Annotated in this window: 14 protein-coding genes and 1 pseudogene; 6 read left to right on the top strand and 9 right to left on the bottom strand. The window is 67.8% G+C overall.

Features of this window, described 5'->3' with window-relative positions:
- Positions 1-2: 2 nt before the first annotated feature.
- Both serA and ACWGIC_RS10935 read right to left on the bottom strand, forming a co-directional pair.
- On the bottom strand, positions 3-1,601 hold the full coding sequence (gene serA / locus ACWGIC_RS10940) for a phosphoglycerate dehydrogenase (protein WP_452075704.1): 1,599 nt from the start codon (positions 1,599-1,601) through the stop codon (positions 3-5).
- 80 nt (positions 1,602-1,681) lie between these two features.
- Positions 1,682-2,281 carry a TetR/AcrR family transcriptional regulator gene (locus tag ACWGIC_RS10935; RefSeq protein WP_452075703.1) on the bottom strand — a complete coding sequence of 200 codons (600 nt, stop codon included), beginning with the start codon at positions 2,279-2,281 and terminating at the stop codon, positions 1,682-1,684.
- 193 nt (positions 2,282-2,474) lie between these two features.
- On the opposite strand from ACWGIC_RS10935, the gene ACWGIC_RS10930 reads away from it, so the two are divergent.
- The 4 genes from ACWGIC_RS10930 (at position 2,475) to ACWGIC_RS10915 (ending at position 6,770) form a co-directional block, all read left to right on the top strand.
- Positions 2,475-3,314: a TIGR03620 family F420-dependent LLM class oxidoreductase gene (locus ACWGIC_RS10930; protein WP_452075725.1), complete on the top strand. Its 840-nt coding sequence runs from the start codon at positions 2,475-2,477 to the stop codon at positions 3,312-3,314.
- Positions 3,315-3,651: 337 nt separating this feature from the next.
- A complete protein-coding gene (locus tag ACWGIC_RS10925; protein WP_452075702.1) occupies positions 3,652-4,278 on the top strand; it encodes a DUF1345 domain-containing protein in 627 nt (208 codons plus the stop codon).
- Positions 4,279-4,434: 156 nt separating this feature from the next.
- Positions 4,435-5,781 (top strand): ankyrin repeat domain-containing protein, encoded by a 1,347-nt coding sequence (locus tag ACWGIC_RS10920; protein WP_452075701.1) that lies wholly within the window; start codon positions 4,435-4,437, stop codon positions 5,779-5,781.
- Positions 5,782-5,873: 92 nt separating this feature from the next.
- Positions 5,874-6,770 carry a nuclear transport factor 2 family protein gene (locus ACWGIC_RS10915; RefSeq protein WP_452075700.1) on the top strand — a complete coding sequence of 299 codons (897 nt, stop codon included), beginning with the start codon at positions 5,874-5,876 and terminating at the stop codon, positions 6,768-6,770.
- A gap of 702 nt (positions 6,771-7,472) precedes the next feature.
- Here ACWGIC_RS10915 and ACWGIC_RS10910 read toward each other — a convergent pair.
- The 3 genes and pseudogenes from ACWGIC_RS10910 to ACWGIC_RS10900 all read right to left on the bottom strand — a co-directional run bounded on the left by ACWGIC_RS10910 (position 7,473) and on the right by ACWGIC_RS10900 (position 9,778).
- The gene (locus ACWGIC_RS10910; protein ID WP_452075699.1) at positions 7,473-8,492 is read right to left on the bottom strand and encodes a HEAT repeat domain-containing protein; all 1,020 of its coding nucleotides are present in this window, start codon (positions 8,490-8,492) and stop codon (positions 7,473-7,475) included.
- Positions 8,486-9,165: pseudogene (locus ACWGIC_RS10905) on the bottom strand (HEAT repeat domain-containing protein). Before ACWGIC_RS10905 ends, ACWGIC_RS10910 begins: the two are co-directional and overlap by 7 nt.
- A 97-nt stretch (positions 9,166-9,262) precedes the next feature.
- Positions 9,263-9,778 (bottom strand): cupin domain-containing protein, encoded by a 516-nt coding sequence (locus ACWGIC_RS10900; protein WP_452075698.1) that lies wholly within the window; start codon positions 9,776-9,778, stop codon positions 9,263-9,265.
- A 128-nt stretch (positions 9,779-9,906) separates the two neighbouring features.
- Here ACWGIC_RS10900 and ACWGIC_RS10895 point away from each other — a divergent pair, with 128 nt between their 5' ends.
- Complete coding sequence (locus tag ACWGIC_RS10895) at positions 9,907-10,467, top strand: TetR/AcrR family transcriptional regulator (RefSeq protein WP_452075697.1); 561 nt, start codon at positions 9,907-9,909, stop codon at positions 10,465-10,467.
- A gap of 176 nt (positions 10,468-10,643) precedes the next feature.
- Here the strand turns inward: ACWGIC_RS10895 and ACWGIC_RS10890 are convergent, their stop codons facing one another.
- From ACWGIC_RS10890 to ACWGIC_RS10875, 4 genes are all read right to left on the bottom strand, one after another.
- Positions 10,644-10,910 (bottom strand): DUF397 domain-containing protein, encoded by a 267-nt coding sequence (locus ACWGIC_RS10890; protein ID WP_452075696.1) that lies wholly within the window; start codon positions 10,908-10,910, stop codon positions 10,644-10,646.
- A gap of 97 nt (positions 10,911-11,007) precedes the next feature.
- The gene (gene ilvC / locus ACWGIC_RS10885; protein WP_037811773.1) at positions 11,008-12,021 is read right to left on the bottom strand and encodes a ketol-acid reductoisomerase; all 1,014 of its coding nucleotides are present in this window, start codon (positions 12,019-12,021) and stop codon (positions 11,008-11,010) included.
- A 42-nt stretch (positions 12,022-12,063) separates the two neighbouring features.
- A complete protein-coding gene (gene ilvN, locus ACWGIC_RS10880) occupies positions 12,064-12,570 on the bottom strand; it encodes an acetolactate synthase small subunit (RefSeq protein ID WP_184780531.1) in 507 nt (168 codons plus the stop codon).
- A complete protein-coding gene (locus ACWGIC_RS10875; RefSeq protein WP_452075695.1) occupies positions 12,567-14,453 on the bottom strand; it encodes an acetolactate synthase large subunit in 1,887 nt (628 codons plus the stop codon). The genes ilvN and ACWGIC_RS10875 overlap by 4 nt, the downstream gene beginning before the upstream one ends.
- Positions 14,454-14,777: 324 nt before the next feature.
- Here ACWGIC_RS10875 and ACWGIC_RS10870 point away from each other — a divergent pair, with 324 nt between their 5' ends.
- Positions 14,778-15,344 (top strand): PH domain-containing protein, encoded by a 567-nt coding sequence (locus tag ACWGIC_RS10870; RefSeq protein WP_452075694.1) that lies wholly within the window; start codon positions 14,778-14,780, stop codon positions 15,342-15,344.
- The last annotated feature ends 66 nt before the right edge of the window (positions 15,345-15,410 follow it).

Raw genomic sequence — 15,410 nt, 5'->3', positions numbered from 1 at the left:
GACTAGCTGAAGTCGACGGCGCGAATGGTGTGCGCGCCGACAGTGGCTCCGATCGGCTCGAGCACGTTGGCGTCGACGTGCCGGTCGACGCGCAGCAGCATGATCGAGTCGGAACCGTCGGTGCTCTGGCTGATCTGCGCGGCCTCGATGTTGATGCCCGCCTCGCCGAGCAGCGTGCCGACGCGGCCCATGACACCGGGGCGGTCCGGGTACTCGATCACCAGGACGTCGCCCTCGGCGCGGAGGTCGAAGTGCCGGCCCTTGACCTCGACGATCTTCTCGACCTCGTCCTTGCCGGTGACCGAACCGGACACGGTGAGCGTCGCGCCGTCGCCGTGCACCGCGCGGACGGTGACCAGGCTGCGGAACTTCGGGCTCTCCGATTCGGAAACCAGCTCCGCCTGCACGCCGAGTTCCTCGGCCAGCCGCGGCGCGTTGACGAAGGTGACCTGGTCCTCGACCACGCCCGCGAACAGCCCGCGCAGCGCTGCCAGCTTCAGCACCGCGGTGTCTTCGCTGGAGATCTCGCCCTTGACCTCGACCGTCAGCGACGCCGGAGCCTTCGGGTTAAGCGCGGTCAGCACCTGGCCGAGCTTCTGAGTGAGCGACAGGTACGGCCGCACGTGCTCGCCGACCGCGCCGCCGCCGGACACGTTCACGGCGTCCGGCACGAAGTCGCCGCGCAGCGCCAGCAGCACCGAACGCGCCACGTCCGTGCCCGCGCGGTCCTGCGCCTCCGCGGTCGACGCGCCGAGGTGCGGCGTGACGACGACGTTCGGCAGGTTGAACAGCGGGCTTTCGGTGGTCGGCTCGGTGACGAACACGTCGATGCCCGCGCCGCCGACGTGGCCGCTGCGGACCGCGTCGGCCAGCGCCTCCTCGACGATCAGACCGCCGCGGGCGGCGTTGACGATGATCACGCCGGGCTTGGTCTTCTTGAGCGCCTCGGCGTCGATGAGACCCTTGGTCTCCGGCGTCTTCGGCAGGTGGATGGAGATCGCGTCGGCGCGTTCCAGCAGCTCGTCGAGGGTGACCAGCTCGATGCCCAGCTGGGCGGCGCGCGCGGCCGAGACGTAGGGGTCGTACGCGATGAGCTTCGTGCCGAAGGCGGCGAGCCGCTGGGCGAACAGCTGGCCGATCTTGCCGAGCCCGACGACACCGACCGTCTTGCCGTTGATTTCGACGCCGGAGAACGAGCTGCGCTTCCACTCGCCGCCGCGCAGGCTCTGGTCGGCGGCGGGAACGCGGCGGGCGACCGCGAGCAGCAGCGCGACCGCGTGCTCGGCGGCGGAGACGATGTTCGACGTCGGCGCGTTCACCACGAGCACGCCGCGCTCGGTGGCCGCCGGGACCTCGACGTTGTCCAGGCCGACGCCCGCGCGGGCGACGACCTTCAGCTGGGTGGTCGCCCCGAGCACCTCGGCGTCGACCTTGGTAGCGGATCGGACCAAGAGCGCGTCGGCGCTCTTCACCGCCTCGAGCAGAGCGGGACGGTCGGTGCCGTCCACGTGCCGGACCTCTACCTCTTCACCGAACACACTCAGCACGGAGGGCGCGAGCTTCTCCGCGATGAGGACTACGGGTTTGCTGGGCTTGGTCACGATGCGGCTCCCACTATCTGGTCACGAAATCGAGGACGCTCTCTCGCGGCGCACGTCGTTGTGCCCGGACTCGCGGGAGTTTAACGCGGCGCGCTGACAACCCGCTGCCCCCGCTGTTCACTTGTTCGTAATCCGGTGAAGACAAGCGCCATCAGGCGCTCTGTACCGCCTTCTCCCGGAAGATGGGATCCGGCCCAGGAAGCGCCGTGCAGCAGCAAAAGCAGCTCTTGGACAGTCACGTCGGTGCGGAAAACGCCGGCCGCCTGCGCCCTGTCCACTAGATGGGACGCCGCTTCGCGCATCGCTTCGCAGGAGGCGTGCAGCCGCGACTCCGGATCGTCGAACGCTTCGGCCAGCATTTCGGTAAGGCCACGGTAAACCGCGGAGGTCTCGCCGAAGCCGATGAGCCAGGTGTACAGCCCGTCGAGCGGATCCTCGGCGAGCAGCAGCTCGCGCGCCTTTTCCGCCTGGGTGTCGAACCGGTCCCGCAACAGCGTCTCGACCAGATCTTCTCTCGTCGGGAAGTGGCGGTAGAGGGTGCCGATCCCGACGCCGGCGTTGCGGGCGATTTCCTCGAGCGAAGCGTCGACGCCGCGCTCGGCGAAGGCGCGCCTCGCTTCGGCCAGCAGGCGTTCGTAGTTGCGGCGGGCGTCCGCGCGCATCGGCTTGGCGTCGGTCATCTCGAACCGGAGCTTATCCCGTGACAAATCGGAGGGTACCTCCGTATATTAACCGGAGGCAGCCTCTGGTTCGGAGCGCGTCCCCGGTGGACGCCCCAGCAGGGCTGCGCCGGGATCAACGCTGCGCTACTTCTGGGAGTCTGTTGTGGATTTGTTCGCGAAGCCGACCGCCGACGCGGAAGGCAGGGACGCGATGACAGTCGGAATCTGGACGTTTGCCTTTGACGGCAAGGAAATTGGCGAAGTACGCGCGGCTGCGGGCGAGGTCGAGTCGCTGGGCTTCACCGCACTGTGGTTCGGCGAATACCGCGGGCGCGAGGCGTTCACTCAAGCCGCGTTGCTGCTCGAAACGACCACGAAGTTAGGCGTGGCGACAGGGATCGCCCGGTTTTCCGAACGGTCAGCGGCTGCCGCTGAAGCTGCCGGACGCACGCTGGCCGAGGCGTATCCAGGCCGGTTCACGCTCGGGCTCGGCGGCCATCGGCCTGGCGGCGGAGGAGTTGCGATGCAGGATTATCTCGACGCCATGGACACGGCGGACCTGGATTTTTCTTCCGGGGCCCCCGCTCGGCCGCGGCGGCTGCTCGCCGCGCTCGGGCCAAAGATGCTGAAACTCGCGGCGGCCCGGACCGACGGTGCGCACACGTACTTCGTCTCTCCGGAGCATACAGCGGTCGCCCGGGAAACGATGGGACCCGACGCCTACCTCGCCGTCGAACAAGCCGTCGTCCTCGGCTCAGATCCGTTACGGGCGCGGCAAATCGCCCGCGAACATGTCGCTGGATACGTGCGAATGGCCGCACACCAACGAGCGAATCTGCGCCGCCTCGGCTACACCGAGGAAGATCTGGCCGACGGCGGCAGCGACCGTCTTGTCGACGCGATCGTGGCCTACCGCAGCGAGCAGGACGTCGCCGACCGAATCCGCGCACACTTCGACGCCGGCGCGAACCATGTCTGCGTCCAGGTCCTCGGGGACGGACCGGAGATTCCGGTGGACGGCTGGCGTCGCCTCGCCCCGTTGGCCCCCTGATTCCCGGTGGGGCTTTCGGAGCTTGTCGCGAAAGCCCCACCCCGCCTGTTCCCGACCCCTCCGCCCGGGCCGCCCCACAGTCACCGAAGCCTTCTCGGATGCCGGAACTCCAGCTCACCACGGATTCGCCACTAAACGGCGAAACCGTCTATCTCCTGCATACGGGCACTTTTACGTTCATCGCAGACATTCCCGCACTTCCCCGTCCGCCGCGAGGTTCCCGGCCAGCACTTCCCCTGAACGGGCGACCCCCGCGGGACCGTTTCGCCGTTCAGCGGCCACGACCCGCTGTTATCTTCGCGAGACGCCTCGCCCGCGTTCGCCCCGGGAGCCGCCGGTGTTCACGAAGCTCGCCCTCGCCGCGTCCCGGATGGTCGAACTCATCCTGCTGATCCTGGGAATCCTCACCTTCGTCCAAGACGACAACGTCGTCGCCCTTCTCTTCTGGGATCTGCTCGCGCTGGTCTACCTCGGCATCCGGATCGCGCGAGTGTCACGCAGCCGGAAAACCGGTCGCACCAATGCCCGATGGCTGAAAGGCGTTCTCGGCCGCCGGCTCGGATTGCTGTTCACTCTGTTGACCAGCCTCGTCGGCGTGACCGCCGGACTGTCGATCGTCCTGCCGGAAACGGCCGGCATCGACCTGGCCGCCGCGAAGATCACCGGCGTGCCCGCGGTTCTGCTGGCCTGGGCGATCCTGCACTTCGGCTACGCGGAACGCTACGCCCAGCTGTACTACGACAGCCTGCCGACGCAACACTTCCATTTTCCTGAAACCGAGCGTCCCACGCTGGCAGATTTCACCTATTTCGCGTTCACCATCGGGACGAGCTTCGCGGTCTCGGACGTCGAAACGCGGACGACGTCGATCCGTTCCCTGGTGCTCGCGCACAGCGTGCTGTCGTTCATGTACAACACGGCCACCCTCGGCATCGCTGTCAGCGTCATCACCGGCGGACGTTAAGCCTTCTGAGTTACAGTGTTGGTCGCGCGGCAGGGGCCGCGTCCTGTCCGCGGAAAGGGCTGAGCCCACCCCCGTACCACGAGTTGCCGAGCTTTCCTTCTTCCCTGCCCGGTGCCGGCGGACCACGGGGCGCGCAAGGGAAGGAAGGACCCCTTGATGACGGCCTTGCCCGCCAACCCCAACCTCGGCCAGCTCCGCAAACAGGCGAAAGAACTCGCCCGCGCCGACGCGATCGCACTGTCGGAAGCGCAGTTCCGGCTCGCTCGCAGCTACGGATTCCCCAGCTGGCCGCAGCTTCAGACATACGTACGCCGAATCGCCGAACACGGCCCGGACGTCCAGCACGCCTACCACCAAGACGTCGAGTACTACCGCGGCCGCGCCGTCGGCCTCCTCGCCTCAGCCGACGACGGCACCCCAGCCGCCCGCGCCGCCTTCGACCGCCACGAACAACCGCTGACCCGCTCCGGCGCGTTAACCGTCATCGCCCAGGAGCACGGCTTCCCGACTTGGCGGGCGCTGAAGGCCCATGTCGAGGATCTGCCGAAAAACGGCGAACCCTTCGCCCGGGCCTATCAGCTGGTCGAAGCACGAGATCTGGACGGCCTGGCAAAACTGCTCACCGAAGCCCCGCACCTAGCCCACGCCCGAGGCACGAACGGGAACGATCTCCTCGGCATGGCCTCCGCGACACACGACGAACGCCTCGTCCGCGTCCTGCTCGCCCACGGTGCCGACCCCGCGCGAGCCAACGCACACGGATGGACTGCCTTACATCAAGCCGCCTACAGCAACTTACCACTGATCGCCGACCTCTTGATCAACTCCGGCGCACCCTTGACCGTCTCGGCTCGCGGCGACGGCGGAACCCCGCTCATTGTGGCTCTATTTTGGGGAAATCGCGCTGTTGCCGAAAAACTGGCGACGCGCGAACGGTCCCCTCGCAACCTTCGCGTCGCAGCCGGTCTCGGCGACGACGCACTGCTGGATGAACTCGTCAGTCCAAAGGGGACTCTTTCACCAGCAGCCGGCGCGCACCGTGATTTCTACCGCCCGCACAGCGGTTTTCCCTTCTGGCAGCCAGCAAACGACCCGACAGAAATCCTCGACGAATCCCTGTCCTGGGCCGCCCGCAACAACCAACTAGCCGCACTCCGCACCCTGGCGTCGCGCGGCGCGAACCTGGACGCCGACGTCTACCGCGGCACAGCCCTGGCGTGGGCCGCGACGTGTGGCCACTCAGCGGCAACAGAGACCCTGCTTTCGCTGGGCGCGAACGTCAACCACGTCGGCACCTTCGGCGGACCACGCCACGGCGTCGGTGTCACGGCACTGCACCTGGCCGCCCAAAGCAACCGGCTGGACGTCATCGAACTCCTCGTAAATGCCGGCGCAGACCTCACCGCCCGCGACGCCCTCTGGGACAGCACCCCCGAAGGCTGGGCGGAAGCATGCGACAGCCCCGCCGCCCAAGAGCTGCTGCACCGCCTCAGTCGCCACTAATCGGCAACTCGCCCACGGGTAGACAACCGGAGTCGGTAGTCCGTATCGTAGCGGACTACCGACTCCGGTTAATCGACCCCGCGGAGACCCTCATGTCCACCCCACGCGACCTGTTCAACCAGCTCTCCACCGGAATCACCGACGGCCGCTTCGCCGACCTCGCACAGCTCTACGCCGAAGACACCGTCGTCGAACACCCCACCGCCGTACCCAGGCCCGGACGCATGGAAGGCCGCGCCGCACTGCACGACCGTTTCGTCAGCGGTCTGGCCCAGACCCTTCATCTCAAACGCCACGACGTGACCATCCACGAAACCGCCGACCCCGAGGTCATCGTCGCCGAATACCAGTACACAGCGGAGTCGCGGAAAACCGGCCGGACAACCGAAACAGCCAACATCCAAGTCCTCCGCGCCCGCGACGGACTCCTCACCCACACCCGCGACTATCACGACTACCTCCGCCTGGCCGCCATCCAAAACGCGACCGCAGGACTAGTCGAGGCATACGCACAGGCCCCCGCTTACGAACCCCGCCCCATCGCGCCCCGCCCGGCTGAACTCTTCTCCCCGAACACCCGTGAAGGCGTTTTCCAACGAGTCGTCTTCGGCGTCGCCGACGGACGCTGGTCCGAACTCCCCGACCTCTATGCGGCGAAAACCGATGTCCGACACCCGTTCCTGCCCGGTGCCCCCGTCCTCCGCACCCGCGACGACCTGCGCGCCCACTTCGCCGCAGGCGCCGCGGCAGCCTTCCGCATCGAGGTGACCGACTTAGTGCTCCACCTGAGTACCGACCCAGAAGTCATCATCGGCGAATCGACCTATGTAGGCGAAACCAGCGCCGGGGTGACGTTCCAGGTGAACAACATCTTCGCAATGCGCATCCGAGACGGGCAGATCGTCGAGTCTCGCGACTACGGCGACCACCTCGCCCTGGCCGCAGCAACCGGACAGCTCCCGGAACTAATCGCGCGCGTCGCCGAATAACGGCAACACTTCCACGCTTCCGCCACTCAACGGCAACCGCTTGGCCGATGCCGCACGCTCTGCCCACCCAACGACGACCCCAGCATTACGTCGCCACTCAATGGCAACGTCCTCACCAACCCTGGACACCGTCACCCCACAGCGACGGCTCAGCACAACATCGCCACTCAACGGCGACTCAGCATCACGACGCCAGCCGACGACCCCCGACCGCTGAACCCACCATCGCCATTTAACGGCAACATCCGTCTCCGCGCCCCGGCTAATGCACAGCAACCGTTCAACCAGGCCGTCGCCGCTCAGCGGCGAACCTCAGCCCGCCACGCTCGTCGCCGCTCAGCGACAAAACCAGTCCGCCACGCTCGTTGCCACTTCCCGGCAAAATCTGCCGTCGCGTTCGTCGCCGCTCAGCGGCAACAGCCGCTGCCGCAGCCTTCGCCATTGAGCGGCAACCCGCCGTCGCAGCCCTCACCACTCAGCGGCGAACACCCACTCCGTCGCCCCGGCAGCTAACCCCGCAGCTTTCGCCAGCCAACGGCAATTCATCCCGCAAGCTGTCACCCGGCCAACCACGCCAGACGCCATTCGTCGATGAACGGCAACGCACCCCACAGCAACTTTCGCCAATAAATGGCAAATGCCCCTGACCAGCAAAGACACCCCCGAATCTCCGCCCGTCACCCGCACACGACTAGGAGCCCTTCAGCCACCCTCCCCAGCAACACCCGCACGCTCTTCAACAACCTTCACCAGCGCCGAAGCCACCAACGCCACAGCCCGGTCCTCATCCTCCGCCAACCGTCGCAACGCCCCCAGCGCGAGCGTCCCCGGCATCTCCGCGAGCGCCTGCGTCAACCGGATTCGCACCGCAGAATCCTCAGAAAGCACCGCCGCCTCGACCAGCGCCCCGACAATCCCCTCGACTCCCGAATCCGCCAGCGCGCCCAAAACCTCAGCCGCCTCGACGTCGTTTCGCCCCTCGACGACCATTTCGACAAGCGTCGGCACAACCTCCTCAACACCGCGCGCCCCCAAAGCGAGCGCCGCATGCCGACGAACCACCGCGTCTGAACTAGCGAGCGCACCCATCAACGCCGCAGTCGCCTCGTCGCCGGACAACTCGATGAGTGCCAAGATCGCGCGCCGGCGAATGTCACCGTTCTCCGAGCGAAGGCCGGACGCCACATTCGCCACCCCGTCGCCATCGGTGCGGGCAAGAGCCCATCGCAGCGCGCCGGCGACATTCGGATCGGATTCGGCGAGAACTGCCCTGGCGAGCACCTCCGCGGGGACCGGCACATCGTCCGCAGGAGCCAAGACGGTCTGCTGCCGCCGAGCGGCACCAGGTGAACTGAGTCCGCGCAACAGTTCGACGATGCGCAAGGCACCCTCCCATCCGGAGGGTGCCGAGGCATCGACCGCACGGAGCCGGTCGAGCAGCTCCTGTTCCCGCTTCAGCCGGTCTTCAGTCCGCCGGATGAGGTCTCCGACCAGCTCCGACGGCACGAAGGCGGGATCCTCCAGCGCCCGGCCGATCTGCCGCAGGGACATCCCGAGCGACCGGAGGCTTTCCACGTGGAAGATCCGGCGGATGTCGTCGGCGGAGTACTCGCGGTAGCCGCCCACGGTGCGGCCGGTCGGCCGCACCAGCCCGAGGGCGTCGTAGTGCCGGAGCATCCGGGTACTCACCCCCGAGCGGCGGGCGACCTCGCCGATCAGCACGCGGTTTCCTGAGCCCGCTCCGGACCGAGCGCGACGATCCGTTTCGCCTCGTCCACGGCCTGGTCGAAACCGGTGTCCGGGTCACGAAGCAGCCGCTCAGTGGCAGCGGCGTGTGCCCGAACGGCCGGGTCGGTGCTCGTCAATGCCGCCTCCAAAGCCGGCTCGATCACGGGACCGAGCGCGACCAACGCCCGGCTAAGGCTGAGCTGCACGGTCCGGTCACCGCGACCGAGCTGTGTCACCAGTTCCGCCGCCAACCCGGCCTTGTCCCCGTCCGGAACGAGGACGACAGCTGCCACCAAGCGCTTCTAGCGACCTCGTCGTCCGCGTCGCGCAGCAACGATCGGGTGATCGCTGGCCACACGTCCCGGTCGCCGATTTTGGACAACGTGTGCAGCGACTGGCTCCGGGCCTGCGCGACCGGAGACTGCAGCTCGTCGAGAAGCCGCGGCACCGTGTCCGTCGCCGGAAACCGCGTCAATGCCCAGGTGAGCATGTCGCGCACGTAAAAGTCCGGCTCGATCGCGCACCGTGCGACGAGCGCCTCGACGAGACCAGGGCCGTCCGGGTGCGTTCCGACCGTCAGAGCGGCCTGCAGCCGCGTCGACGAGTCCCCGGCGCCCAACGCCTCGATCAGCCGCGTGAGCTGGGAATTCATCTGGTTCGAGTTCATCGGGATCACCTCCGCCGACCAGTGAAGACCTTGTCACGATGTCAATGTCAAACCCGGCAGGCAAAACGACCGTCGCCGCTGAGTGGCGAAATCCGCCCTACACCCGATCCGCGCCGACAGCGACGCCGACGATCGTGCACGGTTCGACGCCGTGGTTACGCCAGGCGTGCCGCGTGCCGTTCTGGACGACGACGTCGCCCGCCCCCAAAACCGCCTGTTCCCCGTCGTCCAATTCCAACGTGACCTCACCCGAGACGATCAGGACGTAATCGAGGCTGTCGGTGGTGTGCATGCCCGACGTGTCGGGCTCCATCGCTGCGGCCGCGCCCGGTGCCTGTCGCTCCATTTCTTCCCAGGCTGCCGTCAGGTCGAGATCCGGCGACGGGGTCAGCTCTCCGGGCGCGATCGTGTTGATCATGAACCGCGAGCCGTCACGCGGCGGGTAATACGCCTCGGCGCGACGCGGCGAACCGTCGTCCGGGAACACCGGTCGTTCGTCCCGGCCCCACAGCCGATAGATCGCGCAGCCAGGCATCAGGCCGGAAGTGATCGGCTCGACAGCGCTGTCGGCGACCACCCGAGCCTTGCCGTCGGCGTCGTGCCCAGTGACCACTCGGCGAACCTTCGTGTGTGACATTCGATCGCCCCTCAGTACGTCAGCGTATGGATACTGCTGCGTATCCATACGCCACCGTATCCAGCGTGAGCAGGGCCGTCAATACGGTCGCGTATCCTCCGCGCATGGTGAACGATTCGCCCCGGCTATCCGCCCAGGACTGGACGCGGGCCGCGCTGAAAGCGATCGCGGACGGCGGCCTGGCCGCGGTCGGAGTCGAACCGCTCGCACGGACGCTCGGCGTGACCAAGGGCAGTTTCTACGCGCACTTCCGCAACCGGGACGAGCTGATCACCGCGGCTCTCGCCGATTGGGGGCGAAACCACGGAGAAGCGGGACTCGCCGAATACGCCGCGATCGCCGATCCGCGGCAACGGCTGCGCGAACTGCTCACCGCTGTCGTGCGCGCCGTCCAGCCGTTGGCCCCGTCGGTTCACCTGAGCCTGCTCGGCGACCGCAACGACCCGCGGGTCAAGGATGCGGTCAGCCGCGTCAACCAAGCGCGGCTGAATCTTCTGACCAACACTTACCGCGAACTCGGCCTCCCGCCGGACCAAGCCGCGCACCGGGCGCGAGTCGCTTACGCGGCCATCCTCGGCCTGCTGCACCTGGCCCAAACCGAGGCGGATTCACCAAGCCCCGACGCACTCGCCGACGCAGCTGCCGCGATTTTCCTGCCGTCCTGACAGCCACCGGCTACCGAACACACCGGCAGCCTGAAGAGGCACCGCCTCGTGCAAGAGTGATGCCGGATCGACCCCGACCTCGAGCCCGAACAGGCAAGTTTCAGATTCGCCACTGAGCGGCAACTGCCGTCCAGCGGGCAATCCGCCGTCCACCCAAACAGACAGCCAGCGAAGGCCTAGGACTCCCCCGGCAACTCGAACTCGCCGTCCCGGACCCCGCGCGTGAACGCGTCCCATTCGGACGGCGTGAACACCAGCACTACCCCGTCCGGGTCGGTCGGCTGCCGGATGGCCACGTAGGTCACCCCGTCCGAATGCGGTACGAACGCGAACTCCGCACAGTGCTCCAGGGTCACGCCCGCCGGTTCGGCGCGGATCCAGATCGCGCCGGTCAGGTCGAGTTCGTGCCGGATGTGCGCCTTGTCGTCGGTCGGGCGGCTCATCGGCACAGCGTATCCGCCGTTCGGCGGCAACGCCTTGGAACGAAAGAGGCCCTGCCGTCCGGCGAACGGACGACAGGGCCTTCTTCTGGGAAACCGGTCAGGCGGTCTCGGTGATCGGCCGGTCCACCCACGACATGAGGTCGCGCAGCTTCTTGCCGGTCTTCTCGATCGGGTGCTGGTTGCCCTGCTCCTCGAGCTTCGTGAAGTTCGGCCGGCCCGCCTCGTCCTCGGCGACCCACTCGCGGGCGAAGGTGCCGTCCTGGATCTCGCCCAGGATCTTCTTCATCTCCTCCTTGACGGCCGGCGAGATGACGCGCGGGCCGCGGGTGAGGTCGCCGTACTCGGCGGTGTCGGAGATGGAGTAGCGCTGGCGCGCGATGCCGCCCTCGTACATCAGGTCGACGATCAGCTTCAGCTCGTGCAGCACCTCGAAGTAGGCGATCTCCGGGGCGTAGCCGGCCTCGGTGAGCACCTCGAAACCGGTCTGCACAAGCGCGGACGCGCCGCCGCACAGCACGGCCTGCTCGCCGAAGAGGTCGGTCTCGGTCTCCTCGGTGAAGGTCGTCTTGATGACGCCGGCCCGCGCGCCGCCGATCGCCGCGGCGTAGGAGAGCGCGAGCGCCTGGGCGTTGCCCGAGGCGTCCTGCTCGACCGCGATCAGGCAGGGCACGCCCTTGCCGTCCACGAACTGGCGGCGGACCAGGTGGCCCGGGCCCTTCGGGGCGACCATCGCGACGTCGACGTTCGCCGGCGGCTTGATCAGCTCGTACCGGATGTTGAAGCCGTGGCCGAAGAAGAGCGCGTCGCCGTCCTTGAGGTTCGGCGCGATGTGCTCTTCGTAGATGAAGCGCTGCTTCGTGTCCGGCGCGAGGATCATGATCACGTCGGCCTCGGCGGCCGCCTCGGCGACCGACAGCACGCGCAGGCCCTGCTCCTCGGCCTTCGCCCGGGACTTGGACCCCTCCTGCAGGCCGATGCGGACGTCGACGCCCGAGTCGCGCAGGCTCAGCGAGTGCGCGTGGCCCTGGCTGCCGTAGCCGATCACGGCGACCTTGCGACCCTGGATGATCGACAGGTCGGCGTCGTCGTCGTAGAAGATTTCCACTGCCATGGGGGGTACTACTTCCTTCCGTACTTACACGAAATCTGCGGTTCAGCGGGGAGAAGTGGCGGTGATCGAGCGGGCCCCGCGGCCCACCGCGACCATTCCGGACTGGACGAGTTCGCGGATGCCGTACGGCTCCAGCATCCGCAGCAGCGCGCCGATCTTGTCCGACGTCCCGGTCGCCTCGACGGTGAGCGCCTCCGGCGAGACGTCCACCACCTTGGCGCGGAAGAGCTGGACGGTCTCGAGGACCTGGCTGCGCACGGTGGCGTCGGCCCTGACCTTGACGAGCAGCAGTTCGCGCTGCACCGCGCTGCCTGCTTCCAGCTCGACGATCTTGATCACGTTCACCAGCTTGTTGAGCTGTTTGGTCACCTGTTCGAGCGGTAGCTCCTCAACGGCGACCACGATCGTCATCCGGGACACCTCGGGGTTTTCCGTGGGCCCGACAGCAAGGGACTCGATGTTGAAGCCGCGGCGGGAGAACAGTCCGGAGACCCGGGCGAGCACACCGGGCTTGTTCTCGACCAGCACGCTCAGCGTGTGGACAGTCATGCTTGCTCTCCCTCCGCGGCCGCGGCCTCGGCGGCTTCCTGCGAAACCTCGTCGTCGTCGAACAGCGGCCGGATGCCGCGGACGGCCATGATCTCGTCGTTCCCGGTGCCCGCCGCGACCATCGGCCACACCTGGGCATCCTTCCCCACGACGAAATCGATCACGACGGGACGGTCGTTGATCTCCATCGCGCGCCGGATCGTCGCGTCGACGTCCTCCTTGGCTTCGCAGCGCAGGCCGGCGCAGCCGAGCGCCTCGGCCAGCAGCGTGAAGTCCGGGATGCGGTGCTTGTGCGTGCCGAGGTCGGTGTTGGAGTACCGCTCGGAGTAGAACAGGTTCTGCCACTGGCGGACCATGCCGAGGTTGCCGTTGTTGATCACGGCGACCTTGATCGGCGCGCCCTCGATGGCGCACGTGGCGAGTTCCTGGTTGGTCATCTGGAAGCAGCCGTCGCCGTCGATCGCCCACACCTGCGTGTCCGGCAGGCCGAACTGCGCGCCCATCGCGGCCGGGACGGCGTAGCCCATGGTGCCGAGGCCGCCGGAGTTGATCCACGTGCGCGGCTTCTCGTACTTCACGAACTGCGCGGCCCACATCTGGTGCTGCCCGACGCCCGCGGCGTACACCGCGTCCGGCCCGACCAGCTCGCCGATCCGCTCGATGACGTACTGCGGCGACAGCGAACCGTCGTCGGGCCATTCGTAGCCAGCCGGGTAGTCCTCGCGCCACGAGTCGACCTGCGTCCACCAGTCCGTCAGGTCGGGACGGGCGCGGTCGAACTCGGTCTTCACCGCGTCGATCAGCTCGCCGATGATCTCCTTGCAGTCGCCGACGATCGGCACGTCCGCCTTGCGGTTCTTGGAGATCTCGGCCGGGTCGATGTCAGCGTGGACGATCTTCGCGTCCGGCGCGAACGACGACAGCTGGCCGGTGACCCGGTCGTCGAACCGGGCGCCGAGCGCGATCAGCAGGTCAGCGCGCTGCATCGAGGCGACCGCGGCGACGGACCCGTGCATGCCGGGCATGCCGACGTGCTGGCGGTGCGAGTCGGGGAACGCGCCGCGCGCCATCAGAGTGGTCGCGACCGGGATGCCGGTCAGCTCGGCGAGTTCGCGCAGCTGCTCGGACGCCTCGGCCTTGATCACGCCGCCGCCGACGTACAGCACCGGACGCTGCGCCTGGGCGATCAGCTTCGCGGCCTCGCGCACCTGCTTGCCGTGCGGCCGCAGCGTCGGACGGTAGCCGGGCAGCCGCAGTTCGGGCGGCCAGGAGAACGAGGTCATCTCCTGCAGCACGTCCTTGGGGATGTCCACCAGCACCGGGCCCGGACGTCCGGTCGCGGCCAGGTGGAACGCCTCGGCGATCGCCCGCGGGATCTCCGCCGGGTCGGTGACGAGGAAGTTGTGCTTGGTGATCGGCATGGTGATGCCGCAGATGTCGGCTTCCTGGAACGCGTCGGTGCCGATCAGCCCGCGCGACTGCTGCCCGGTGATGGCGACGACCGGGACCGAGTCCATGTTGGCGTCGGCCAGCGGGGTGACGAGGTTCGTCGCGCCCGGACCCGAGGTCGCCATGCAGACGCCGACCTTGCCGGTCGCCTGCGCGTAGCCGGTGGCGGCGTGCCCGGCGCCCTGCTCGTGGCGGACGAGGACGTGCCGGACCTTCGTGGAGTCGAGCAACGGGTCGTAGGCGGGAAGGATGGTGCCACCCGGAATGCCGAACACGACCTCCGCGCCGACCGCTTCGAGCGAGCGGACGAGCGACTGCGCGCCGGTGACGCGCACCGGCGTACCCGCCGGCGGGGCGGGTTTCGGACGTGCTCCTGGGACACCGGGCGCGGTCGGCCCGGGCTTCGCGTCGCTGCGCGACGTGGCACTGGTCATCGGTTCTGCCTCGTGGGTTCTCGGTGTCACTCGTTCGGGTTGTCTGGGCCGTACTTCCGGTCGGGGAACCGGTTTCACGCAACAAAAAACCCCCGCCGACCGTAAGGTCGCACGAGGGTCGCGCGTCGACGCAGAGGACTCTTCCTAAGCGTCGGCGCGCTGAGGAAGTACGAGACCGGTCTGCGTAATCACGGCCCCGACGTTAGTCGCGCGTCCGGGCGAGTGTCAACTCTACGGGACAGCGGTTCCGCATCGTGGGCGGCCAGTACTGCTCCCCCGCGACCCGGACGCAGGTCACTCCCGGGCCCGGTGCACCATTCCTGCGTGGCCAAGAAACAGCAGGACCAGCGCGCGGACGAGGGCCGGAAGGCCGTGTTCCGGATCCCGACCACGGCGTATCTCGCGGTCGGTCTGCTGACCGTCTGTGTGACTCCAGTCGCATTGGGCGAGATCGGCGGATTCCAGTGGCTGTACGTCTTCCCGCTCGCGCTGCTGGTGTTCGTCGCGCGCACGCGCACCGTCGCGACCCGCGAAGGACTGCACATCCGGACGGTCTTCGGCAAGCGCGACCTGCCGTGGACGTCGCTCAAGGGACTGGCGATCACGAACAAAGCCCGGGTGCGCGCGGTCCTCGCCGACGACACCCAGGTCGCCCTTCCCACAGTGCGGACGCGACACCTTCCGGTACTGGCGCTGGTGAGCGAGGGCAAGATCAAAGACCCGTCTGGCGTGCTGAGCGACGAGGAACTCGCCGGGCGGAAACCGGCCGCGGACGCCACGCCGGACGCTGCGCCAGAACCCGCCCCGGAACCCGCTCCCGAGCCCGCCGAACCGGAGCCTTCCGCCGACGCGGAACGGACCGGCGGCGGCAACGGCAAACCAGCCGAGTAGAATTGGTAGGACCAGTTTGCGGAGCTGATGTTCCCCTCCGCCTGGTCCAGCCTTCTGACCTGGGAG

The organism is Amycolatopsis sp. NPDC054798 (genome assembly GCF_053611505.1).
The sequence above is the reverse complement of the archived record's forward strand: the minus strand, read 5'-3'. Positions and strand labels throughout refer to the sequence as shown.